Source organism: Pseudomonas sp. 3HC3 (assembly GCF_044904505.1).
GTDB classification, from domain to species: domain Bacteria; phylum Pseudomonadota; class Gammaproteobacteria; order Pseudomonadales; family Pseudomonadaceae; genus Aquipseudomonas; species Aquipseudomonas putida_Y.
In genome coordinates this window covers 1-22,925 of the sequence record NZ_JADDRH010000018.1, presented here as the reverse complement: position 1 = coordinate 22,925, position 22,925 = coordinate 1, and the positions used below count along the sequence as shown (strand labels likewise).

General features: G+C 62.9%; 25 protein-coding genes and 1 pseudogene. 13 read left to right on the top strand and 13 right to left on the bottom strand.

Annotated features, from left to right (window positions below):
* Positions 1-7: 7 nt before the first annotated feature.
* The 3 genes from INQ47_RS20220 to INQ47_RS20210 form a co-directional block, all read right to left on the bottom strand.
* Entirely contained in the window at positions 8-244 is a 237-nt protein-coding gene (locus tag INQ47_RS20220; protein ID WP_021783096.1) for a hypothetical protein, read from the bottom strand.
* A 206-nt stretch (positions 245-450) separates the two neighbouring features.
* Complete coding sequence (locus INQ47_RS20215) at positions 451-2,508, bottom strand: LTA synthase family protein (RefSeq protein ID WP_252461589.1); 2,058 nt, start codon at positions 2,506-2,508, stop codon at positions 451-453.
* 139 nt (positions 2,509-2,647) lie between these two features.
* The gene (locus INQ47_RS20210; protein WP_003252818.1) at positions 2,648-2,839 is read right to left on the bottom strand and encodes a PLDc N-terminal domain-containing protein; all 192 of its coding nucleotides are present in this window, start codon (positions 2,837-2,839) and stop codon (positions 2,648-2,650) included.
* 126 nt (positions 2,840-2,965) lie between these two features.
* On the opposite strand from INQ47_RS20210, the gene INQ47_RS20205 reads away from it, so the two are divergent.
* Complete coding sequence (locus INQ47_RS20205) at positions 2,966-3,904, top strand: ZIP family metal transporter (protein WP_404702430.1); 939 nt, start codon at positions 2,966-2,968, stop codon at positions 3,902-3,904.
* 123 nt (positions 3,905-4,027) lie between these two features.
* Here INQ47_RS20205 and INQ47_RS20200 read toward each other — a convergent pair whose 3' ends face one another.
* Together INQ47_RS20200 and INQ47_RS20195 are read right to left on the bottom strand one after the other, a co-directional pair.
* Positions 4,028-4,558 carry a hypothetical protein gene (locus INQ47_RS20200; RefSeq protein ID WP_028698247.1) on the bottom strand — a complete coding sequence of 177 codons (531 nt, stop codon included), beginning with the start codon at positions 4,556-4,558 and terminating at the stop codon, positions 4,028-4,030.
* 60 nt (positions 4,559-4,618) lie between these two features.
* Entirely contained in the window at positions 4,619-5,143 is a 525-nt protein-coding gene (locus INQ47_RS20195) for an ankyrin repeat domain-containing protein (protein WP_404702429.1), read from the bottom strand.
* 266 nt (positions 5,144-5,409) lie between these two features.
* On the opposite strand from INQ47_RS20195, the gene INQ47_RS20190 reads away from it, so the two are divergent.
* The gene (locus tag INQ47_RS20190) at positions 5,410-5,682 is read left to right on the top strand and encodes a DUF3509 domain-containing protein (RefSeq protein WP_021783091.1); all 273 of its coding nucleotides are present in this window, start codon (positions 5,410-5,412) and stop codon (positions 5,680-5,682) included.
* A gap of 123 nt (positions 5,683-5,805) precedes the next feature.
* Here the strand turns inward: INQ47_RS20190 and INQ47_RS20185 are convergent, their stop codons facing one another.
* From INQ47_RS20185 to aroC, 3 genes are all read right to left on the bottom strand, one after another.
* Positions 5,806-6,342 (bottom strand): oxidase, encoded by a 537-nt coding sequence (locus INQ47_RS20185; RefSeq protein WP_392460461.1) that lies wholly within the window; start codon positions 6,340-6,342, stop codon positions 5,806-5,808.
* Entirely contained in the window at positions 6,342-7,496 is a 1,155-nt protein-coding gene (locus INQ47_RS20180) for an MFS transporter (RefSeq protein WP_404702428.1), read from the bottom strand. Before INQ47_RS20180 ends, INQ47_RS20185 begins: the two co-directional genes overlap by 1 nt.
* Before the next feature lie 142 nt (positions 7,497-7,638).
* Positions 7,639-8,730 (bottom strand): chorismate synthase, encoded by a 1,092-nt coding sequence (aroC, locus tag INQ47_RS20175; RefSeq protein WP_129933735.1) that lies wholly within the window; start codon positions 8,728-8,730, stop codon positions 7,639-7,641.
* Between the two features lie 236 nt (positions 8,731-8,966).
* Between aroC and INQ47_RS20170 the strand changes: the two genes are divergently transcribed.
* Positions 8,967-9,929, top strand: coding sequence for an alpha/beta hydrolase (locus tag INQ47_RS20170; RefSeq protein ID WP_404702427.1), 963 nt, complete (start codon positions 8,967-8,969; stop codon positions 9,927-9,929).
* A gap of 65 nt (positions 9,930-9,994) precedes the next feature.
* Entirely contained in the window at positions 9,995-10,777 is a 783-nt protein-coding gene (locus INQ47_RS20165; protein ID WP_404702426.1) for a hypothetical protein, read from the top strand.
* 212 nt (positions 10,778-10,989) lie between these two features.
* On the opposite strand, the gene prmB is transcribed toward INQ47_RS20165, so the two are convergent.
* On the bottom strand, positions 10,990-11,898 hold the full coding sequence (gene prmB, locus INQ47_RS20160) for a 50S ribosomal protein L3 N(5)-glutamine methyltransferase (protein ID WP_021783085.1): 909 nt from the start codon (positions 11,896-11,898) through the stop codon (positions 10,990-10,992).
* A 181-nt stretch (positions 11,899-12,079) separates the two neighbouring features.
* Here prmB and INQ47_RS20155 point away from each other — a divergent pair, with 181 nt between their 5' ends.
* The 5 genes from INQ47_RS20155 to INQ47_RS20135 all read left to right on the top strand — a co-directional run bounded on the left by INQ47_RS20155 (position 12,080) and on the right by INQ47_RS20135 (position 14,858).
* A complete protein-coding gene (locus INQ47_RS20155; protein WP_021783084.1) occupies positions 12,080-12,670 on the top strand; it encodes a cysteine hydrolase family protein in 591 nt (196 codons plus the stop codon).
* 85 nt (positions 12,671-12,755) lie between these two features.
* Positions 12,756-13,076, top strand: coding sequence for a hypothetical protein (locus tag INQ47_RS20150; RefSeq protein WP_252461583.1), 321 nt, complete (start codon positions 12,756-12,758; stop codon positions 13,074-13,076).
* A 174-nt stretch (positions 13,077-13,250) separates the two neighbouring features.
* Entirely contained in the window at positions 13,251-13,811 is a 561-nt protein-coding gene (locus INQ47_RS20145) for a Smr/MutS family protein (protein WP_010952859.1), read from the top strand.
* Between the two features lie 70 nt (positions 13,812-13,881).
* Positions 13,882-14,427: a GTP cyclohydrolase I FolE gene (gene folE / locus INQ47_RS20140; protein ID WP_003252789.1), complete on the top strand. Its 546-nt coding sequence runs from the start codon at positions 13,882-13,884 to the stop codon at positions 14,425-14,427.
* A 59-nt stretch (positions 14,428-14,486) separates the two neighbouring features.
* Positions 14,487-14,858, top strand: a complete 372-nt coding sequence (locus INQ47_RS20135; protein ID WP_252461582.1) for a glutaredoxin — start codon at positions 14,487-14,489, stop codon at positions 14,856-14,858.
* Between the two features lie 130 nt (positions 14,859-14,988).
* Here INQ47_RS20135 and INQ47_RS20130 read toward each other — a convergent pair whose 3' ends face one another.
* Positions 14,989-15,591, bottom strand: coding sequence for a glutathione S-transferase family protein (locus INQ47_RS20130; RefSeq protein ID WP_021783080.1), 603 nt, complete (start codon positions 15,589-15,591; stop codon positions 14,989-14,991).
* A gap of 144 nt (positions 15,592-15,735) precedes the next feature.
* On the opposite strand from INQ47_RS20130, the gene INQ47_RS20125 reads away from it, so the two are divergent.
* Positions 15,736-16,926, top strand: coding sequence for a benzoate/H(+) symporter BenE family transporter (locus INQ47_RS20125; RefSeq protein WP_404702425.1), 1,191 nt, complete (start codon positions 15,736-15,738; stop codon positions 16,924-16,926).
* A gap of 96 nt (positions 16,927-17,022) precedes the next feature.
* On the opposite strand, the gene INQ47_RS20120 is transcribed toward INQ47_RS20125, so the two are convergent.
* Together INQ47_RS20120 and INQ47_RS20115 are read right to left on the bottom strand one after the other, a co-directional pair.
* Positions 17,023-17,727, bottom strand: a complete 705-nt coding sequence (locus INQ47_RS20120) for a methyl-accepting chemotaxis protein (RefSeq protein WP_404702468.1) — start codon at positions 17,725-17,727, stop codon at positions 17,023-17,025.
* A gap of 204 nt (positions 17,728-17,931) precedes the next feature.
* Positions 17,932-18,411: pseudogene (locus INQ47_RS20115) on the bottom strand (methyl-accepting chemotaxis protein); the annotation flags it as partial.
* Between the two features lie 957 nt (positions 18,412-19,368).
* Here INQ47_RS20115 and INQ47_RS20110 point away from each other — a divergent pair.
* Positions 19,369-20,112, top strand: a complete 744-nt coding sequence (locus INQ47_RS20110) for a hypothetical protein (protein ID WP_404702424.1) — start codon at positions 19,369-19,371, stop codon at positions 20,110-20,112.
* Between the two features lie 145 nt (positions 20,113-20,257).
* Here INQ47_RS20110 and INQ47_RS20105 read toward each other — a convergent pair whose 3' ends face one another.
* The gene (locus INQ47_RS20105; protein WP_230064501.1) at positions 20,258-21,019 is read right to left on the bottom strand and encodes an SDR family oxidoreductase; all 762 of its coding nucleotides are present in this window, start codon (positions 21,017-21,019) and stop codon (positions 20,258-20,260) included.
* 177 nt (positions 21,020-21,196) lie between these two features.
* On the opposite strand from INQ47_RS20105, the gene INQ47_RS20100 reads away from it, so the two are divergent.
* The gene (locus INQ47_RS20100) at positions 21,197-22,198 is read left to right on the top strand and encodes an NADP-dependent oxidoreductase (protein WP_230064502.1); all 1,002 of its coding nucleotides are present in this window, start codon (positions 21,197-21,199) and stop codon (positions 22,196-22,198) included.
* Between the two features lie 528 nt (positions 22,199-22,726).
* On the top strand, positions 22,727-22,925 hold a 199-nt coding region (locus INQ47_RS20095; RefSeq protein ID WP_404702423.1), incomplete at its 3' end, for a hypothetical protein.

The following is a 22,925-nucleotide window of genomic DNA, read 5'->3' as shown; positions in this document are numbered from 1 at the left end:
GTGTGGTTCAGGGTGCTTCGTGAATGCTGGTGATGGTCACACCACTGTGCTCTTTGAGCCAGCGAGCGGTCGGGGAGATGATACGGTCCTGGAAGTCGTTGAGGTCCAGCTCGTCCATCACCGGAAACAGGTGTGAGCGGATGGCCCGCGCAGCGTCCTCCTCACTGGGGCAATGCTCGGCATGCAACAGCAATGCGGACGGTTCGCCCTTCTGGTCGGCAAAGATGACTTCCCACTCTTTCATTGAACGGCCCCTCTCAGTCAACGAACACCAGGTGTGTGATGCCTGAATAACTGACCTTGGGGCGGGGAGAATGTTCAGTCCGGGAAAATTGTGCGGAGCCTATTCGCGGGCTTGCCCGCTCCCACAGGACCCGCACAAGGTTCGAACCCTGTGCAATGCCTGTGGGAGCGGGCAAGCCCGCGAATGGGCCGCAACGCGGCCCCGGTTTACTTCTGCGTGCTGTGCACTGCGCCAGCGGTGTTATCCAGCAGGCTCTTGGTCGCAGTCTGGATATACGCTTCCAGCCTCTTGAGCATTTCCGGCTGGTCCGGGCTTTCGATCAGCTCGGCCTTGAACTCGCTGCCCAGCTGGTAGCGGTACATCCGCGGGCTCATGTCCTTGGACTCGATCAGGATACGGTCACCCTGCACCAGCCCGACGATCTGCTCGCTGCCCGACGGCTTGATCATGCCCACGCCCTGGTCACCCTCAGGCAGGTTGAGCAGGTCGCGCCCCCAGCACTGATGGCGCGTCTTGCCGCCCAGGCGACCCATGATGGTCGGCACGATGTCAACCTGGGTACCCACGGTGTGGTTCACCGCCCCGAACTTCTCCTGAATGCCCGGGGCAATCAGCAGCAACGGCACGTTGAAACGGCCCAGGTCCAGCTCGGTAACCTGCTGGTGGTTGCCAAAGCCATGGTCACCGACGATGACGAACAGGGTGTCCTTGAAGTAAGGCTCTTTACGCGCCTTCTCGAAGAACTGGCCCAGCGCCCAGTCCGAATAACGCATGGCGGTCAGGTGCTCGTCCAGACGGCCCTGGCCGGTAACCTTCTCTACCGGCAAGTCCTTGGGCAGCGCATACGGCGTGTGGTTGGACAGCGTCTGCAGCAGCGCGTAGATCGGCTTCTTGCCATCATGCTTGGCCAGCTCTTCGTTGCCGCGGTCGAACATGTCCTGGTCGGACACACCCCAGGTCGGGTCGGAGAACACCGGGTTGACGAAGTCATTACGGCCGATGAAGGTGGTCATCCCCTGGTTGCCAAAGAACCCGGACTGGTTATCCCAGGCAAAGTCGCCGTTGTAGACATACACGTCGTCGTAGTCACGGGCGCCGAGCAGGGCCGGCAGGCCCGACAGCTTATGGCCGCCTTCCGGGGTCTGCATCAGGTATTCGAAACCTGGCAGGTTGGGGAAGCAGGCCATGGTGGCGAACATACCCTGGTGGGTATGGGTGCCGTTGGAGAAGAAGCGGTCGAACAGCAGGCCTTCTTTGGCCAGCTTGTCGAAGTACGGGGTGATGTTGTTGGGGCTGCCCAGCGCACCTACCGAGTGGCCGGCGAAGCTTTCCATCAGGATCACCACCACGTTCTTGATCGGCAGGGTCCGGTCAGCCGGCGGCACAAAGTCGCGACGGATAGCGGCTTCGTCGGCGTCGACCAGTGTGTCGTCGGCCGTCAGCAGCTGCTCACGCACACTTTGCGTGGCCACGTCCTGCTCCAGTACTGGCTTCCAGATGTTGGCTCGGTCCTCGCTGAAGCGGCTCTTGGCGGCGTCGATCAGGGTCAGGGTACCGTTCAGGCCCAGCTGGTTGACGAAGTTGGAGTCAGTGGTAAAGGCATCACCCCAGCGCATCGGCGGGCCCTGGCGCAGGGTGCCACGGGCAGCGACCACGGCCATCAGCAAGATCACCATGAATACCGCCAGGCGCTTGTACCACGGGGCAACGCGGTACAGGCCTTCGACTCGGGTAGCGCGATCGATACCTTTGAACAGCAGGCTCAGTAGCCAGGTACCGAGGGCCCAGGCCAGCAGGTAGCGTACCACCGGGAAACCGTACCAGAGCATGCTCATGACGGTTTTAGGGTCTTCCTGGATGTACTGGAACACCAGGCCATTGAGGCGCTGGTGGAACTCGCGGTAAAAGTCCATTTCCATCAGGCCGAGGAACATCACCACGCTCGAAGCGAGGGTCAGCCAGAAACGGAACACACCACGCCGGGCCATGGCCCAGGGGCTGAGCATGGCCAGCAGCAGCGGGATGCTGATGTATACCACCACCCGCAGGTCGAAGCGCAAGCCGTTGAGGAAGCCTTCGGCAACAGTCGCATAAGGGGTATCGCCGACCATGTCGTTGTTGTAGGCCAACAGCGCCAGGCGCACGAGGCTGAGCATCAGCATGATCACCAGGCCGCTGAGCAGCGTGTAGGCCAGGTGGGATTTCAGGGTCGGCGAAAACGACGTTCGCGCGCCCTGGTGCTTCAAGGCGTCCGTGTTAGCCATGAATGGGAAGGTCCTAGGATTGCGGTTTGCGAAGAGGCGATGGCGCTAGACCAACGCAGCATTATGCGGGTGCGGATTCTGTTTAAACCCATGTGAAAATTTTGTCACGGCCCTATTTCTGGCTATGTCAGTACCGCGCCTAGAGCCGCACATTCCCCCGCGGTCCGGCAATCGCCCAGATAACCAGCCCCACCACCGGCAGCAATGCGATCAACAAGATCCACAACACCTTGATGCCCACCTCGCTGCCACTCTTGATCACGTTGAGAATGGCCCAGATATCCAGCGCCAGAATGATCAGCCCGACCAGGCTGTTGAAGGTAGATCCCATGTCTGAATTCCTGTCCAGAGGCTTTGCTGCACAGCATAGTCAGCTATCGCGCCAATAGAAGGGAATCCTTGGCGGATGTCACAGGTCCCTCGGTAGACTGACTGCATTCATTGATTCGAGGTTCGCATGCCATCCGCCCACAGCCAAAGCGCCGCCCCACCCTCACTGCTGCAAGCCTGGCGCCAGCAGGTTACCGATACCCCCTGGCTCAGCGCCGGCCTGGGGCTGAGCCTGCTGGCGGTGTGCGTGCTGCTGGCCGCCAGTTTCTGGAACGCGGTGAACGGCGACCATGCCGACAACCTGCACCTGGCCATGCTGGGCGGGTTATCCGGCTTTGGCGCCACTGCGCTGGGCGCGGTGCTGGCAGTGGTGCTGCGCGATGTCAACGCGCGCACCCAGGACGTGATGCTGGGCTTTGCTGCCGGCATGATGTTGGCCGCCAGCTCGTTTTCGCTGATTCTGCCGGGCCTGGAGGCTGCCCGCGAGATCACGGGCAACGGCCCGGCCGCCGCGTTTACCGTGGTGCTGGGCATGGGCTTGGGTGTGCTGCTGATGCTGGGCCTGGACCGCTTCACCCCGCATGAACACGAAAGCACCGGCCCGTGCGGGCCCGAAGCCGAGCGCATCAGCCGGGTGTGGCTGTTCGTGCTGGCGATAACCCTGCACAACCTGCCTGAAGGCATGGCGATTGGTGTGAGCTTTGCCAATGGCGACATGAACATCGGCCTACCGCTGACCAGTGCCATCGCCATTCAGGACATCCCCGAAGGGCTGGCCGTGGCGCTGGCCTTGCGCGCCACGGGGCTTTCGAACCTGAAGGCGGCGTTGGTGGCGATTGGGTCGGGTCTGATGGAGCCGCTAGGGGCGGTGATCGGGCTGGGGATTTCTACCGGCTTTGCCCTCGCCTACCCGATCAGCATGGGGCTGGCGGCAGGGGCGATGATCTTTGTGGTCAGCCACGAGGTGATCCCCGAAACCCACCGCAATGGGCACCAGACAGCGGCGACCCTGGGGTTGATGGGCGGGTTTGCGGTGATGATGTTTCTCGACACTGCGCTGGGCTGAAGATTGATGTTTCGTGAGCCGGCCTCTTCGCGGGCTCGCCCGCTCCCACAGGGTTATCACAGGGCCTGATGCGGTGGAGTACCTGAGGGAGCGGGCATGCCCGCGAACAAGCAATTACTGGTATCAGATGTGGACGGCGACTTTCAAAGCCTCCAGCGCCGGCTCAACCTTGATGCCCAGCTCTGCTCCCAGCTCCATTACCCGCGCCAGGTCCTGCTGCCCCACCATGACCATCTGCAGTTCGTCATCCAGCAACTGGCTGAAGTTGAGCAGCACATAACCACCCGCCTCCTTGTTCAGCGCGCCCATCTGCACCTGGATGCGGTTGAGCGCAGTCAGTGGTTCGGTACGGGCCAACTGCTTGGGCTTGAGGGTAAACGGCACGCTGTTGTCGAACGAGTCGCTGATCTGCTGGAACAGGTCCTGGTAGCTGTCAGCCTGGAACACCACGGTATCCGGCAGGCTGCCGAGCACCACCCATTCGCCCAAGGGAATCGGGAAAGTGTCGTCGTAGTTGATGTCGGGGTTGGCGGCCAGGAAGGCGACAGGGTCGGCGTAGGCCTGGGCGGCCTCGTCGGCGATACGCTCGATGTCTGCCTCACGCATGCAGCCGGCGCCAATGAGGCTGATGAATTCGAGCAACTGAGTTTTCATGAAAGGGGGCCTGCGACGGGTGAAAAGGCGCCAAGGATAGCCGCAAATGCCCCCTGGCGGTTAGCCGGCCAGCGTTTGCAGGCGCGCCGCGGTGTCTGCTGCACCCATGGTTTGCGCCGCCATCAGGGCGGTGATGCCGCGGGCATCCTGGTGCGCCGGGTTGGCCCCTTGTGCCAGCAGGTAGTCGAGGATTTCGCTGCGATTGAACATGGCCGCCAACATCAGCGCGGTGCGACCGTCCTGCGCGGCAGCGTCCACCGGCACGCCATGCTCCACCAGCAGGCGAATCATCGCCAGGTCCCCTTTGAATGCGGCACCGGCAATCGGCAGCTGGCCATTGTCGTTGGCAATCAGCGGGTCGGCACCTTGCGCCAGCAGCACGCGCACCGCATCGTGGTGACCGTGGTAGCTGGCCAGCATCAGCAAAGTATCGCCCTTGTGGTTACGCAGGTTGGCCGGCAGGCCACTGGCAAGCAGGCGCTCGAGCATGTCGGCATCGCCCTGGCGGGCACGTTCGAACACCTGCTCGGCGAACGCAGCGGTTTCGTCATCGGTCATGGTGGCGGGTGCGGTCTGGCTGGGCATAGGGAACCTCCTGGCATAATTGATGGCCCAAGTGTTCGTCAGGCATGCCAGGGCAGTCAAAGGTTCAGATTCTATAGGGCTGATAGGCACGTACTGACCCGTGCAAAATGCACTGTGCAAAATGCACGACCATGCAGCTTGCACGATACCGCTTCTGAAAATTCTCCGTAACAGCCTGTATTTACTGGGTTTTTCGCCAAACAGGATTCTGGCACGGTCACTGCAACCATCAACTCATGTCTGCCACACACCAGCCAGGAGTTGATATGGACCTCATCCAGCAAAAGTTCGCCTCGGTATTTTCGGCCTATCAGGTAAATACCCAAGCCCGGCCCGATGGCGGTGTACTGCTTACCCTGCGCGCAGCGGATGGCAAGGTTACCCGCCGGGTGCTGACCTATGGGCAATTGCACAGTGCCGAACAGCTGTCCTGGGCGATCAGTGCCATCCGTCGTGACCTGGCTGAAGAAGCAAGCGAATTGCCGGTCATCTCGATGCTGCAGAGCCAGCAGCGGTTTGCCCTGCCGACTTACCGCTGAGGGGTGTATTGCCTGAACTGGCCTCTTCGCGGGTGAACCCGCTCCTACATTGACTGCGCGATGCCTAAGGGCGGCGCAACCGCTGTAGGAGCGGGTTCACCCGCGAAGAGGCCGGCAATGCCATTACAACTCATCGATCCCCAGAAACGCTCGCGCCGTTACATCCCCGGTAAACCGCGCCTGCATGCCCTGCTCGCTGCCGTACAAGCGAAACGCCAGGCAAAACGGTGCATCCCCCAGCTCAACCCAGCGCCGCGTCCCGGCCGGCACCAGCAGCTGGTCACCTTTTTCGCACAGCACCGAATACACCCAGTCGCCCAACCGCAGGCCAACCTGCGCCCGCCCGCTGACCACGGCGAACAGCTCGTCGACCTCATGCACATGTTCATCACGCACATCGACCTGTGCCGGGTCTTCACCGTCGCGGTTGAGCAACGCGAAGGCCTTGCTGCCATGCGCCGTCATCAACTCATCCAGGTACACGCGGCAAGCATCCAGCACCTCGTCCTGGGCCGTGCCCGGGCGCACCCGCAGGCCAGGTTCGGCATGCACGAAGCGCACGCCCTGTTCAGCCAAGGTGGCAGCAATATCGTCGTGGTGAGTCAGCACCTTGTTCGGCAGTGCCGGGCTGGCGGGGTGGAAAACGCTGAGAATGCTCATCAGGGGCGGGTCCTGGTCGGTTGCGAACAAAGGGCAATGATAACGGCTGCGGCCAAGGCTGCGGCACTGGCCATACCAAAGGTGAAGGTGGGGCCCAGCAGCTTCCAGCTGTAGCCTGAGTACAGCGCCCCCAGCGCACCGCCGGTACCCGACAGCGCTGCGTAAAGCGCCTGGCCCTGGCCCTGCTGGCGGGCGCCGAAGCTGGCCTGGACGAACGCGATACTGGCAGCATGGAAGCAGCCAAAGGTGGCCGCGTGCAGCAGTTGGGCGAAGATCAGTACTGTCGGCTCCTGGGCCAGGTTGCCCAGCAGCAGCCAGCGCAATGCCGCCAGCAGGAAGCTGACCAACAGTACACGCTGCACGCTGAATCGGGCGAACAGGCGGCTCATGACCATGAACATCAGCACCTCGGCCACCACCCCAAGCGCCCAGAGCAGACCGATGGCACCGCGCGTGTAGCCCAAGTGCTCCAGGTGCAGGGTAAGGAAGGTGTAGTAAGGCCCGTGGCTGAGCTGCATCAGTGCCACGCACGCGTAGAACGCGATCACCCCCGGGGCACGCAACTGCTGCAGGAAGCCCCCCGTGCCGCTGCGCCCGCCCTGCTCCACCGCCTGGGCATTGGGCACCCACAGGCTGGCGGCAACGATGCCGGCCATGATCGTGACCAGCGCCACCGGGTAGATGTCCAGGCTCAACCATTCGAACAAGCGGCCCAGGCCGACCACGGTGAGGATGAAACCGATCGAACCCCACAGACGTACCTGGCTGTAGCGCGACGTCTGCCCGTGCAGGTGGGCCAGGGTAATGACCTCGAACTGCGGCAGCACCGCATGCCAGAAGAACGCGTGCAGGGCCATCACCAGCGCCAGCCAGGCGTAGCTTTTGCCGAAGAAGATCAGGGCGAAGGTGGCCAGGGTGCACAGCGCGCCAAGGCGTACGATCAACAGGCGTTGGCCCGTGCGGTCGCCCAGCCAGCCCCACAGGTTAGGGGCGACGCAGCGCATCAGCATGGGGATGGCCACCAGCTCGCCGATGCGTGCCGGGGAGAAGCCCAGGTGGTCGAAGTACAGCGCCAGGAAGGGGGCGGTGGAGCCCAGCAGGGCGAAGTAGAACAGGTAGAAGCTGGACAGGCGCCAGTAGGGGACGGGTTGCATGGGATGGCCTTGTGGGGACCTGGGCCGGCCTCTTCGCGGGTGAACCCGCTCCTACGCGGATTCCACCCTGTCACTGCACCTGAGGGCAGTGATATCCCAATGTAGGAGCGGGTTTACCCGCGAAGAGGCCGGTGCAGTTGGATCAGCGCTGGCCCAGCACCGGGGTATTCACTTGCACATCGGCATTCTGCGCACGGTGGCGCAGCAGGTGGTCCATCAACGCGATGGCCATCATCGCCTCGGCAATCGGCGTGGCGCGGATGCCCACGCACGGGTCGTGGCGGCCTTTGGTGATGACGTCCACCGGGTTGCCATCGACATCAATCGAGCGACCCGGGGTGGTGATGCTGGAAGTGGGCTTCAGTGCCAGGTGGGCAACGATCGGCTGGCCCGAGGAAATACCGCCCAGAATGCCGCCTGCATTGTTGCTGAGGAAGCCGTCCGGGGTCAGTTCGTCCCGGTGCTCGGTGCCGCGCTGGGCGACACTGGCAAAGCCGGCGCCGATCTCCACGCCCTTGACCGCGTTGATGCTCATCAGCGCATGGGCCAGCTCTGCATCCAGGCGGTCGAAAATCGGCTCGCCCAGGCCGGGCATCACGCCTTCCGCAACCACGGTGATCTTGGCGCCCACCGAGTCCTGGTCACGGCGCAGCTGGTCCATGTAGGCCTCCAGCTCAGGTACTTTGTCCGGATCGGGGCTGAAGAAGGCGTTCTGCTCCACCGACTCCCAGGTCTTGAACGGGATTTCGATCGGGCCCAACTGGCTCATGTAGCCACGCACGGTGATGCCCTGGGTGGCCAGGAACTTCTTGGCGATAGCACCGGCGGCCACGCGCATGGCAGTTTCACGGGCCGAGCTGCGACCGCCGCCGCGGTAGTCGCGGATACCGTACTTGTGGTGGTAGGTGTAGTCGGCGTGGGCCGGGCGGAACAGGTCCTTGATGGCCGAGTAGTCCTTGGACTTCTGATCGGTGTTGCGAATCAGCAGGCCGATCGAGCAGCCGGTGGTGCGGCCTTCGAATACGCCGGAAAGGATTTCTACCTCGTCGGCTTCCTGGCGCTGGGTGGTGTGCCGGCTGGTGCCGGGCTTGCGCCGGTCAAGGTCGTGCTGCAGGTCGGCGAGGGAGATTTCCAGGCCCGGTGGGCATCCATCGACAATGGCGACCAACGCCGGGCCATGGCTCTCGCCAGCGGTGGTGACAGTGAACAGCTTGCCGTAGGTATTGCCGGACATGGACGCTCCGCGAGTTCTGCCTGAAATGGACGAAAGCAGCAGTATACAGATGGTTGGGCGGACTGTGCTGGCCTCTTCGCGGGTAAACCCGCTCCTACGCGGTCACCACCAGATTCCAATGGTGTGCAGCCCCCGTTGGAGCGGGTTCACCCGCGAAGAGGCCGAACCTGCCATGCACACCCGAGAACCTTCCCGCAAACAGTGGGTCAAACCCACATCTCCCCAAGTAGTACCGCATGATGTCGCGCCTCGTCGCCTTGTTCTTCCTGCTGTGCACCGGCCTGGCCCAGGCCGCCGCCCCCACTGTGCTGCAACGCCCGATCGACCTGGACACCGGCCAGGGCGTGCTGCATGGCAGCCTGCTGCTGCCGCAACAGGCCACCCCGCCGCCCGTGGTGCTGATCATTGCCGGCTCCGGCCCCACCGACCGCGACGGCAACAACCCGGCCTCCGGCAAGGTCGACAACCTCAAGCGCCTGGCCCTGCTGCTGGCCAACGAGCACATTGCCAGCGTGCGTTACGACAAACGCGGGGTGGCCGCCAGCCAGCCGGCCACGCCTGACGAACGTGACCTCAGCGTGGAGCGCTATGTGGCCGATGTGGTCGCCTGGAGCCGCAAGCTCAAAGCCGACCCGCGCTTCGGCCCGCTGATCCTGATTGGCCACAGCGAAGGCGCGCTGATTGCCAGCCTGGCCGCCGAGCAGGCAGGGGCCAGCGCGGTCATCACCCTGGCCGGCAGCGGCCGGCCGCTGGCCGAGGTACTGCGCGAACAACTCGCCAAGCGCCTGCCGCCGGCGCAACTGGCCGGTGGCAGTGCCCTGCTCGACCGCCTGCAGGCCGGGCAGACCAGCCTGGATGTGCCAGCGCCGCTGCGCCAGGTGTTTCGTCCCAGCGTGCAGCCGTACCTGATTTCGCTGTTCCAGCAAAACCCGGCAGCCGCCTTTGCCCGCCTGCCCATGCCGGCGCTGATCGTGCAGGGGCGCAATGACGTGCAGGTGGACGTGGCCGACGCCCAACGGCTGAAAGCGGCCAAGCCAGATGCGCAACTGGTCCTGATCGATGGCATGAACCACATGCTGCGCATCAGCCCCAAGGGCATGAGCCAGCAGCGCGACAGCTACCTCAACCCCGAGCTACCGCTGGCGCGCGAGCTGGGTGAGCGAATTGTGACATTCATCCAGCATTTGCCTGCGGCGTAAGTCAAACAGGCTCAGGTCTCGGGCATGCCTGCCGATACAGCAGGCATAGCTGAGGACAACCCCTGATGACCACCTCCCCCACCGCCGTCGAGCCGGCCGAAGAACCCCGTGAAATCCCCGCCCTGCCCTGGGCCGAGCTGACCGTCGAGCATTTCCAGCTGCTACGCCTGGCAGCACTGCCGACCGACCGCAGCACCGGCGCGCGGCCGCTGCGCTTTGTGCAGTTCGGCTATGCCGAGCGCCATGACAAGGCGCACAGCCTGCTGCGCATGGAAATCCAATTGCCCGGCCAGAAGGTGCACAAAGAGCAGAACCGCCTGGACATCCGCGTCGACCATGCCGAGCGCCTGGTACGCATTGGCAATGAACATGGCCTGCAAGTGGAACCCGTGAACCGCGGCATCGGCCGCTTCATGCTGGCCCAGGCCGCCCAGTGGCTGCAGCGCAAGTGGTCGCACTACCGGGTGGAAGGCATGGCGCTGCCGAGCAAGGATGCCCTGAACGAGGACTCGCGCCTGCGCCGTGACCACTGCTTGCGCGGGGTGGGTATCGAGGTGCAGTACGAGGACAGCCAGCAGCTGAAAGGCCGTACCGCGGATATGACGGTGGGCCAGCTCAAGGCCGTCTGGAGCAGCGAGCGCCTGCAGCGGGTGGAGATTCTGGATGCCGCCAGCCTGCTGCAGCAGGCGGACCAGCAACTGCTGGAAAAGGAAGGGCAACTTCGCGAGCGGGATGAGCGCGTGGCCAAATACCAGCGCGAAGACGGCGGTTTGCGTTTCACCATTACTTGCCTGGTGGCGTTTGCCGTGTTCCAGGCAGGGCTGTTGATCTGGATTGCAACCCGCTAAGACCGCATCAGCCGGTAAAGATTGGGGCCGCTTCGCGACACAAGGCCGCTTGTGTCTTGCTCAATTTCTAAAAGTTGGCGCGATCCGTGTAGGAGCGGGCTTGCCCGCGAACACGGGCGAAGCCCGTGCCATCGACCGCGGTGTATTCTTCGCGGGTAAACCCGCTCCCACACGCTTGTGTTGCGATGGGCTGCAAAGCAGCCGCAAATAGCCTAAACGCGGGCCTTGAACAATTCCTGATGCTGGCGGCACTGCTCGGCAGTGAGCATGAACACCCCGTGCCCGCCACGCTCGAACTCCAGCCAGGCAAAGTCCACCTCGGGGTACAACGCCTCGACATGCACCTGGCTGTTGCCCACTTCGACAATCAGCAAACCCTTCTCGGTCAGGTGGTCAGCCGCTTCGGCCAGCATCCGCCGTACCAGGTCCAGGCCGTCGCTGCCGCAGGCCAGGCCCAGCTCGGGCTCATGGTGGTACTCGGCCGGCATGTCGTCGAAGTCTTCAGCATCGACATACGGCGGGTTGGACAGGATCAGGTCGAAACGCTGCCCCGGCAAACCGCCAAAGCCATCGCCCTGCACGGTGTACACGCGCCCGTCCAGGCCATGGCGTTCGATGTTCTGGTTGGCCACTTCAAGGGCCTGGAACGACAGGTCGGCCAACACCACCTCGGCCTCGGGGAACACGTCGGCAGCAACGATGCCGATGCAGCCCGACCCCGTGCACAGGTCCAGAATGCGCGCCGGGTCGCTGGCCAGCCACGGCTCGAAACGTTTTTCGATCAGCTCGCCAATGGGCGAACGCGGCACCAGCACCCGCTCGTCGACGATGAACGACATGCCGCAGAACCACGCCTCGCCCAGCAGGTAGGCGGCCGGCACACGCTCTTCGATACGGCGCTTGAGCAGGTGCTGAAGGCGTACCCGCTCGTCGTCCTCGAGCATGCAGTCCAGATAGCTGTCGGCCACCTCCCATGGCAGGTGCACGGCACCGAGCACCAGCATGCGGGCCTCGTCCCAGGCATTATCGGCACCGTGACCGAAGAACAGATCATGCTCGTGGAAGCGGCTGACCGCCCAGCGGATGTAGTCGCGCAGCGTGCGCAGACGGGATGTGATCACGGGGTACTCCTATTTTCAGACCGGACAAAAGTCTAACAGCCCCACCCGCACATTTGTTCCTTTGCCTTGCCCAAAGGCTAGCCACAAGCCAGTAACCATGCCGCCTGCGTTGTCAACCATTCCCATTGGCGCCAAGGCAGGGGAGAATAGGTATACAAAAGCCCTATCCAAGGAGCCCTTGATGTCCGTTCCAACCACGATGTTCCGCCTCACTGGCCGCGACTATCCGCCGGCCAAGCTGAGCCACGCCAGCCTGATCATCATCGATGCACAAAAGGAGTACCTCAGTGGTCCCCTGAAGCTGTCGGGCATGGACGAGGCCGTGGCCAACATCGCCAGGTTGCTCGACGCCGCACGTAAAAGCGGCCGTCCGATCATCCATGTTCGCCACCTGGGCACTGTCGGGGGCCGCTTCGACCCCCAGGGGCCGGCTGGCGAGTTCATTCCGGGGCTGGAGCCGCTGGAAGGTGAAATCGTCATCGAAAAGCGCATGCCCAACGCGTTCAAGAACACCAAGCTGCATGAAACATTGCAGGAGCTGGGCCACCTTGACCTGATCGTCTGTGGTTTCATGAGCCATTCCAGCGTCAGCACCACCGTTCGCCGCGCCAAGGACTATGGTTATCGGTGCACTCTGGTAGAAGACGCGTCGGCCACCCGCGACCTGGCATTCAAGGACGGCGTCATTCCGGCCGCACAGATTCACCAGTGCGAAATGGCCGTGATGGCTGACAACTTCGCTTGCGTGGCACCCACCGCCAGCCTGATCTGAGCGGCTTGCAGGACCGCCCGGCAGCCGGGCGGAACCCGATGGGCAGCAGCAGGTCGAATTCCGGATATCCACCGAGGAGAGCGGAATGAAGCTTAAAGGCAGTTTCGACGCCAAGCGCCTGCGCCCGCGCGAACCGCGTAACTGGGGCGCCCGCCTGGCGGCCGGCCTGTCGGCCCTGCTGGCGACGCTGGGCGTGTTACTGGCCATGGCCGGCGCCGCCGGCCTGCTGGGCAACTACCCTGCCCTGCAGGAATTGAATGCCAACAAACCGTTGTCCGGCACCCTGACCGTGGCCGGCCTGCTGTTGCTATGGCTGGGCGTGCGCTTCTGGCGGCGCAGCCGTATCCGCTTGCGCCGCGGGCGGGAGCTGAACCTGTCGCCGCACCTGATGAAGAAGCACGATTGATGTTTTTGCGTAACCTGTGCGGGCCTCATCGCGGGTAAACCCCCTCCTACAGGTACCCGGCCGCCTTCAGGCTCTGTGATATCCATGCAGGAGCGGGTTCACCCGCGAAGAGGCCCGCACAAGCTGCACACGGCCCCACAGTCGCGTAAACTACGCCGCCTACGTGGAGGCATCATGCAAGACGACGATTTTTCCCTGTTCAAGGCCGAAGTGCGCGGCGTAAAACCGATCCGCCACGATCGTGCCGAAGTCGGCAAGCCCAAGGCCGACCGCCAAAAGCTGGCCGGCCTGCGCCAGGCGGCAACCGTGCGCAGTGACAAGGCTTTGGTCATCGATGGCATGTCCGACCAGTTCGTCATCGACGTCGGCGCCGAAGACGAACTGATGTGGCGCCGCGATGGCGTGCAGGAAGGCCAGCTGCGCAAGCTGAAGCTGGGGCAGATCCCGTTCGAGGGCAGCCTCGACCTGCACGGCATGACGGTGGAAAAGGCCCGCGAAACCTTGTGGGACTTCATCGCCGAAGCCACCAAACTGGAGGTGCGCTGCGTGCGGGTGACCCACGGCAAGGCCGCGCGCCTGGACGGCAAGCGCCCGATGATCAAAAGCCACGTCAACACCTGGCTGCGCCAGCACCCGCAAGTGCTCGGTTTTGCCTCGTGCAGTGCCCGCCACGGCGGCACTGGCGCTGTGTATGTGATGCTGAAGCGAACCATGCTCGAAGGGCGCGACGAGTAACGCCGCGCTTGCAGCGCCGCCCTCACCGCCGTACCCTTCGTTTTTGCGATTTTTTCCCACAGGTAGATCCATGTCCCTGGAACAGAACTACACCGAGATCCTCAGCCAGATTGGCGAGGACGTCTCCCGTGAGGGCCTGCTCGACACGCCCAAGCGGGCTGCAAAGGCGATGAAGTACCTTTGCCGCGGTTATGAGCAAACACTGGAAGAAGTCACCAACAACGCTTTGTTCAGCTCTGACAACAGCGAAATGGTGCTGGTCCGGGACATCGAGCTGTATTCGATGTGCGAACACCACATGCTGCCGTTCATTGGCAAGGCACACGTTGCCTACCTGCCAAAAGGCAAGGTACTGGGCCTGTCGAAGGTGGCACGTATCGTCGACATGTACGCCCGCCGCCTGCAAATCCAGGAAAACCTCAGCCGCCAGATCGCCGAAGCCGTGCAGCAGGTAACCGGTGCCGCAGGCGTGGCCGTGGTGGTCGAAGCCAAGCACATGTGCATGATGATGCGCGGTGTCGAGAAGCAGAATTCGACCATGATCACCTCGGTGATGCTGGGTGAGTTCCGTGATAACGCCGCCACCCGCAGCGAGTTCCTCAGCCTGATCAAGTGATTGGTTGCTGGCCCCAAGCCGACCCTTCAGGGTCGGCTTTTGCATTTCAGGAGTTGTCCATGATCGTCAAAGCCCTGCGGGTTGGCCTCGGCCAGCTCATCGTGTTCGGTGACTGGATCAGCCGCCCGGCCAAGCGCAAGCGCGACGCCGCCGCCCAGGCCCGCATCGAGCAAGCGGCCAAGGGGCTGGCGCTGTACCAGTTCCACGCCTGCCCATTCTGCGTCAAGACCCGCCGCACCCTGCACCGGTTGAACGTGCCGGTGGCGCTGCGCGATGCCAAGAACGACCCGCTGCACCGCCAGGCCCTGCAAGAAGGTGGCGGCCGGGTGAAAGTGCCATGCCTGCGCATTGAAGAAGCCGGCAAGGTGACCTGGATGTATGAGTCCAAGGCCATCATTGCTTACCTGGATGAGCGGTTTGCGTCGGCCTGACGGTTTGTAGACATCCTGTTCTGGCCCTTTCGCGGGTAAACCCGCTCCTACAACGGTGCGCGCAGTCCCTGCGATACGCGATCCCTGTGGGGGCGGGCTTGCCCGCGAAGGGGCCGTTACAGGATGAAGATCAGCCCACCATCGGCACATGCCGCGGGTGGCTGCTGACCCGCTCCAGCCAGGCCCTTACCGCCGGGTACTCCGCCAGGTCGAACCCGCCCTGCTGCGCCACATGGGTGTAGGCATACAACGCCACGTCGGCAATCGAGTACTGCTCACCTACCAGGTAAGGCGTCATCTGCAACTGTCGCTCCATCACCCTCAACGCCTTGTAGCCGCCCTTGTGCAACTTGCGGTACTCGTCCAGGCGCTCGTCCGGCAACCCCAGGTAGAACTGGATGAACCGCGCCACAGCAATGTATGGCTCGTGGCTGTACTGCTCGAAAAACTGCCACTGCAACACCTGGGTGCGCAGGCGCGGCTCGCTGGGCAGGAACTCGCTGCCATCGGCCAGGTAGTTGAGAATGGCGTTGGACTCCCACAGGTAGCTACCGTCTTCCAGTTCCAGTACCGGCACCTTGCCGTTGGGGTTCATCGCCAGAAACTCGGGCGTTTCGGTCTCACCCTTGAGAATGTCCACCGGGTGCCATTCATACGGCCGGCCCAGCAGGCTCAACATCAGCTTGACCTTGTAACAGTTACCCGACTGGTAGTCGCCATAGACCTTGTACATCGACCCTCCCTGCAAAGCAGTTTCGCAATTGCGCCCAATATTTGGCGACTGTACGGCTAAAAGCAATGGCCGCTGTATGGCAAGGATCAACCTTGCTCGCTGTAGTCTGAAAAAACTGCTTACACCTTTACAAGGATTTTGTTCATGACCGATGCCACTTCCGCACGCCTGCGGCCCCTGGCAGACACCTCCCCGTCGGCGGTGGTCGCCGGCTTCATTGCCATGCTTACCGGTTATACCAGTTCACTGGTGCTGATGTTTCAGGCCGGCCAGGCGGCCGGGCTGACCACCGCGCAGATTTCGTCATGGATCTGGGCGCTGTCGATCGGCATGGCGGTGTGCAGCATCGGCCTGTCGCTACGCTACCGCACGCCGATCACCATCGCCTGGTCCACCCCCGGCGCGGCACTGCTGATCACAAGCCTGGGTGGGGTCAGCTATGGCGAGGCCATTGGTGCCTACATTACCTGCGCCTTGCTGGTGCTGGTGTGTGGCATGACCGGCAGCTTCGAGCGCCTGGTCAAGCGCATTCCGGCCTCGCTGGCCTCGGCGCTGCTGGCGGGCATCCTGTTCAAGATCGGCAGCGAAATCTTCGTGGCCGCGCAGCACCGCACATTGCTGGTACTGGGCATGTTCTTCAGCTACCTGCTGGTCAAACGCCTGTCGCCGCGCTATTGCGTGCTGGCCGCGCTGTTGGTGGGCACGGCATTGTCCGGCGCGTTGGGCCTTCTGGACTTCAGCGGCTTCCACCTGGAAGTGGCCAAGCCGGTGTGGACCACGCCAAGCTTTTCGCTGGCGGCAACCATCAGCATCGGCATTCCGCTGTTCGTGGTGGCCATGACCTCACAGAACATGCCCGGCGTGGCCGTACTGCGTGCAGACGGCTACCAGGTACCGGCCTCGCCGCTGATCTCGGCCACCGGCTTTGCCTCGCTGGTGCTGGCGCCGTTCGGCTCGCATGGGGTCAACCTGGCGGCGATCAGCGCGGCGATCTGCACCGGGCCGCATGCCCATGAAGACCCGAACAAACGCTACACCGCGGCGGTGTGGTGCGGGATTTTCTACGGCATTGCCGGGGTGTTCGGGGCCACCTTGGCAGCACTGTTCGCGGCATTGCCGAAAGAACTGGTGCTGTCGATTGCAGCACTGGCGCTGTTTGGCTCGATCATGAACGGTTTGACCGTGGCCATGAGCGAAGCGCGCGAGCGAGAGGCAGCGGTGATCACCTTCATGGTGACCGCTTCGGGGCTGACCTTGTTCTCGATTGGTTCGGCGTTCTGGGGGATTGTGGCGGGGGTGTTGGCCCTGGTGATTCTTAACCCGCGCAGGGGGTGAGGGTAGTTGTTGCCTGTGCCGGCCTATTCGCGGGTAAACCCGCTCCTACAACGGGAAATCACAAAACCCGCGAATGGGCCGCCACAGGCAACGAGATTACAACCTGAAATGCCCCACCATGCCCTTCAAATCGGTGCCCAGCTGCGCCAGCTCGACACTGGACCGGGCATTGTCCTGCATCGCCAATGCCGCCTGGTCCGCACTGCCGCGAATCTGCGTGACACTGCGGCTGATCTCTTCCGCCACCGAACTCTGCTGCTCGGCGGCTGCGGCAATCTGCTGGTTCATCTGCTGAATCAATGACACCGCTGCGGCAATGCTGCCCAACGCGCTTTCGGTCTGCAGGGCATCAGCCACGGCCAACCGTACCAACTCGGTGCTGCCACGGATCTGCGCCACCGACTGCTGGGCATTGCCGCGCAGGCTGGCCACCAAGGTTTCGATCTGCTCGGTGGATTGCCGGGTACGCCGCGCCAGCGCGCGCACTTCATCGGCCACCACGGCAAAGCCACGCCCCTGCTCGCCGGCGCGGGCAGCCTCGATGGCGGCATTGAGCGCCAGCAGGTTGGTTTGCTCGGCCACGCTCTTGATCACTTCCAGCACGTCGCCAATGGTGTGGATTTCGGCACTGAGGCTGTCGATGCCGGCGCTGGCGGCTTCTGCTGCCGACGCCAGTTGCTCGATGCGCTGCATGCTCTGGCGCACCACCTGCTGACCGGAGTCGACCTTCTGGTCCGCTGCCTGGGCCGCCTGCGCCGCCTCCTCGGCATTGCGCGCCACATCGTGCACGGTGGCAGTCATCTGCTGCATGGCGGTAGCCACCTGTTCGGTTTCCTCTTTCTGGCTGCCCACCTCGCGGTTGGTCTGCTCGGTCACCGTCGACAACGCCTGGGCACTGCCGGCCAACTGTTCGATGCCCTGCTGCAAGCCGCTGACAATGCCCGAGAGGCCCGCCGCCATCTGCTGCATGGCCTGCATCAGTTGCCCCACCTCATCCCGGCGCGGCGCCTGGGCGTCGAAGCCCAGCTCACCTGCAGCAATGCGCTGGGCGCGGGCAATCACATGCTTCAACGGGCCGACCACAGCCCGGGTAATCAGCCAGGCCGCCAACACGCCTACAAGCAACGCCAGCGCCGTCGCCAGGCCGATGGCCAGGGCATTACGCTGCAGCTCGCCTTGCAGGGCCTGCTCTTGCCCAAGGTAGGCTTGGTCGACACGCCCGGTCACCCGCTCGGCGCTGGCTTGCAACTGCGCCTTGAGCCCCTGCTCGCGGGCCAACTGGTCGGTGTATTCGTTGAGTTTTTCCGAGAAGCTGCCAATGTGCCCAGCCACTTCACCCAGCACGCTCTGGTAGCCGGCATCGCCAACTGCGCCTTGCAACTGGCTGACCAGGCCGGCGGCCTCCACCGTCTGGGCAATACGCTCCTGGCTCACGCCCTCCTCGCCCTTGCGGCTTTTATCCAGACGCACCCGTGCTTCGTCCATGGCCTGCAGCATCAGCCGCGACACCTGGGCCACCTGCGCGGCTTGCTCAAGAAACTCGCTACCCTGCTGGCCCTGGGACTGCTTGAGGGTGTACGCGCCGTCATCGGCTAGGCCAGCCTGCAGCACGTCAAGGTTATTGGACACGTTGGACACCGACCAGCTGGCCATGTCCAGCGCCAGCTCCTTGGCCTGCACAGCCTCGACAAAGGCTTCGAATGCCTGGCCATAGGCGGCAAGATCGGTTTGCGCCGCCGCCAGCGCCGGCAGGCCTTGGGCGCGTTTGACCAAACCCTGTAAGCCGCCACGCAAGGCGTCTGCCTGCTGAATGTCGGAGCGCAGGGCAAATGCCTGCTCATGCTCGCGCAAGCGCAGCAGGTCGGTATTGAACTGGGCCAGCTGACGCAAACTGTCGAAGCGCTGGCCAACGCTTTGCAACGCCACAACGCCGATAGCCGCCACCGCCAGCGTCAGCAGCAGCACCAGGGCAAAGCCCAGGCCAAGTTTGCGGGCCATGCCCAGGTTGGCCAGCACACCGTGCTTGCTCGCGCCCATCGCCGATCCCCTTTCAGCCAGTGAGGTTATCCCGAAGGCTAAGGGTGGCAACGTTATCTGCCAATGAACAAGGGGGTGGCGCCAGAATAGTGTCAAATAGCTATGTATTGTCGTTTTTGGCTGCAAAGGGGTCGCTTTCAGTGCCCGCTGTGCGCGATATCACTAGGCCATTAATGATAGCCCGCCCATCAACCTGCATTGGCGCTCGCCCATATTAAATCGACGCAAGTAAGCCATTAATTTATTCCAATCCACACTTTATAAAACACTATTGACGCCATTAAATTTGCGCCAAATGTGGGGTATTTAATTTTTTTAAATACACCTGCACGCATTAAAAACGTCGCTATCGTGATCGGTAACTGGCCCGTTCTCCGGACCTGCAGTGCCCCCTGGAGTTTGTAAATGAAAACAGCCATATTTACTGCTGTGGCCACCCCGTTGCTGCTGTTTACTGTACCAACAGCGGGGTACGCCGAAACTTCCACCGCACCGTTGTTTACCCTCGGCGTACAAGGGAGCTACACCCAACTGGAGCTAAACGGCCGCAATAATGAAACCGAAGATATGCCCGAAGGTGGCTTATTCATCAACTACGGCAACAAGATGACGGCCAGGCAAGGCCTTGTCTACCAGGCCGAAGCCAGCGGCATGTACTCGAAACAGCATGACCAGAAGCTCAAGGACGGCCAGGCCGACCTGGACCTGGGCTGGCGGCTGGCGCTGGCCGAACGGCATTCAGTCGACCTGCTGTTGGGCGCCGGCTATAAATGGAACCGGCTGGAACCCAATACCAGCCGTCATGATGTCGACCTTACCAACCGCACGCCGTTCGCCAAGCTAACAGCGGGGTACAATTACCGCTTCAATAATGCCACCTTGCGTTTTGAAGCCGGTATACGCCGGGTTATCAATGGCAATTCGCAATTGAAAATACATGGCATCAGCAGCGAAGAGGTTGATTTGAAAGATACCACCAACCCCTTTGCCGAACTTAGCGTGCTATTCAACCAACAAGGTACTGTGCCGGTATACGCTTCGCTTTACTTCAGCCGCTACAACTATGAGTTGGATAGGCAGTTCCAGATGACCGACTCGGACGAACAAACCCGTGACGAGTATGGCCTGAAGATAGGTGTCAGCTTTTAGCCGGGTGGTCAGCTGACTGCGCGGCCCGCTCAGGAAAGGCCTGGGCACACGCAACCTGTCCATACGCGACATTGTGGGCTTTGGCCTGGCGATCGCACTTGTCAGGGGTGGGCTTGCCCGCGAGCAGCCCGCACGGTATATCCACTCAGATCGCCGTTGCCCCACCATCCACCGCCAGGCAATGCCCGGTGGTAAACGCCGCGCCGTCACTGCACAGGTACAGCACGGCACTGGCGATTTCCTCGACCTTGCCAATGCGGCCCACCGGGTGCATGGCTGCGGCGAACTCGGCCTTGCGTGGGTCGGCCTGGTAGGCGCGGCGGAACATGTCGGTATCGATCACGGCCGGGCACACGGCGTTCACGCGGATGCCCTTCTTGGCGTACTCAATGGCCGCCGACTTGGTCAGGCCGATTACCGCATGCTTGCTGGCGCTGTAGATGCTCATCTTCGGCGCCGCCCCAAGCCCCGCCACCGACGCGGTATTGACAATGGCCCCGCCACCTTGGGCCAGCAACAAGGGCAACTGATACTTCATGCACAACCACACGCCCTTTACGTTCACACCCATGATGGCATCGAACTCCGCTTCGCTGCCTTCGGCCAGGCGGTGTTGCTCGATCTCGATCCCGGCGTTGTTGAAGGCGTAGTCCAGCCGGCCGTACGCGGCAATCAGGCGCTCATGCAACTGGCGCACCTCGGCGTCGCGGGTAACGTCGCAGGCAATGAACAGCGCTTCGCCGCCCGCCGCGTGGATCAGCGCCACGGTGGCCTCGCCGCCAATCGGGTCGAGGTCGGCCACCACCACTTTCATGCCCTCGTGGGCGAACGCCAGGGCGGTTGCCCGGCCGATGCCAGCAGCCGCGCCGGTCACCAGGGCTACCTGGCCAGAAAAGGTCATGCTCATCACGTGCTCCTGTGAGGGTTTGGGTGGGGTTCAGAGCATAGTCAGCCACCACTCGGCCGGGCAGCATCATCACAGCAACGGTTGGGCTACCATGCTTGTCAGTGATTTTAAGGAACCGCCTTCATCAACAAGGTAGATTGAACACCTAACGCCCTCCACTGCCCACAAGGACCCGCCATGACCCAGACCAACCGCCGCTTCCTGCTTGCCAAACGCCCGGTCGGCGCCGTGCGCCGTGACGACTTCAGCTTCGAGACCGTACCCGCCGAACAACCCGGCGAAGGCCAGATACTGGTGCGCAACCTGTACCTGTCGCTGGACCCGGCCATGCGCGGCTGGATGAACGAAGGCAAGTCCTACATCCCGCCCGTAGCCTTGGGCCAGGTAATGCGTGCGCTGGGCGTCGGTGAGGTGGTTGCCTCCAATCACCCCGGCTACCAGCCCGGCGATTACGTAAGCGGCGCCCTCGGCGTGCAGGACTACTTCACCGGCGAGCCCCAGGGCCTGCACAAGATCGACCCCAAGCTGGCCCCCCTGCCCCGTTACCTGTCAGCGTTGGGCATGACCGGCATGACCGCCTACTTTGCCCTGCTGGACGTCGGCCAACCCAAAGCTGGCGACACCGTGGTCATCTCCGGCGCGGCCGGTGCGGTGGGCAGCATTGTCGGGCAGATTGCCAAGATCAAAGGCTGCCGCGTGGTCGGCATTGCCGGCGGTGCCGAGAAGTGCCAGTACCTGAAGGACGAACTGGGCTTTGACGGCGTGATCGACTACAAGGCCGAAGACGTGCTGGCCGGCCTGAAGCGCGAATGCCCCAAAGGTGTGGACGTGTACTTCGACAACGTGGGCGGCGACATCCTCGATGCCGTGCTGACGCGCATCAACTTCAAGGCACGCATCGTGATTTGCGGCGCGATCAGCCAGTACAACAACAAAGAAGCGGTGAAAGGCCCGGCCAACTACCTGTCGCTGCTGGTGAACCGCGCGCGCATGGAAGGCTTTGTGGTGATGGATTACAGCAAAGACTACGGCAAAGCCGCGCTGGAGATTGCCGGCTGGCTGGCCAGCGGGCAGGTGAAGAGCAAAGAGGATGTGGTGGAAGGGCTGGAAACCTTCCCGGAGACCTTGTTGAAGCTGTTCAGCGGGGAGAATTTTGGCAAGTTGGTTTTGAAGGTTTAACCCCCTGCATGGCACCGATGGCCCGGCACAGCCCGTCGTAGGAGCGGGTTCACCCGCGAAAGGGCCGGGCCTGCCAGCCAATTTCCACCGGCCGTTCACCGTTGCCGCCGCCACCGTATTCGCGGTGACACACATCGGTGGCTGGGCACAGCCCGTCGTAGGAGCGGGTTCACCCGCGAAAGGGCCGGGCCTGCCGGCCAATTTCCACCAGCCGCCCACCGTTGCCGCCGCTACCGTATTCCCGGGTAAACCCGCTCCTACACGGATCGGGGGTGCAGCCACATCAATGGTTCGACACAGGCATCGGTGGCCCGAAAGGGCCAGACCTGCCGGCCAATTTCCACCAGCCGCCCACCGTTGCCGCCGCCACCGTATTCGCGGTGACACACATCGGTGGCTGGGCACAGCCCGTCGTAGGAGCGGGTTTACCCGCGAAAGGGCCGGGCCTGCCGGCCAATTTCCACCGGCCGTTCACCGTTGCCGCCGCTACCGTATTCGCGGGTAAACCCGCTCCTACACGGATCGGGGGTGCAGCCGCATCAATGGTTCGACACAGGCATCGGTGGCCCGAAAGGGCCGGGCCTGCCGGCCAATTTCCACCAGCCGCCCACCGTTGCCGCCGCCACCGTATTCGCGGTGACACACATCGGTGGCTGGGCACAGCCCGTCGTAGGAGCGGGTTCACCCGCGAAAGGGCCAGGCCTGCCGGCCAATTTCCAACAGCCGC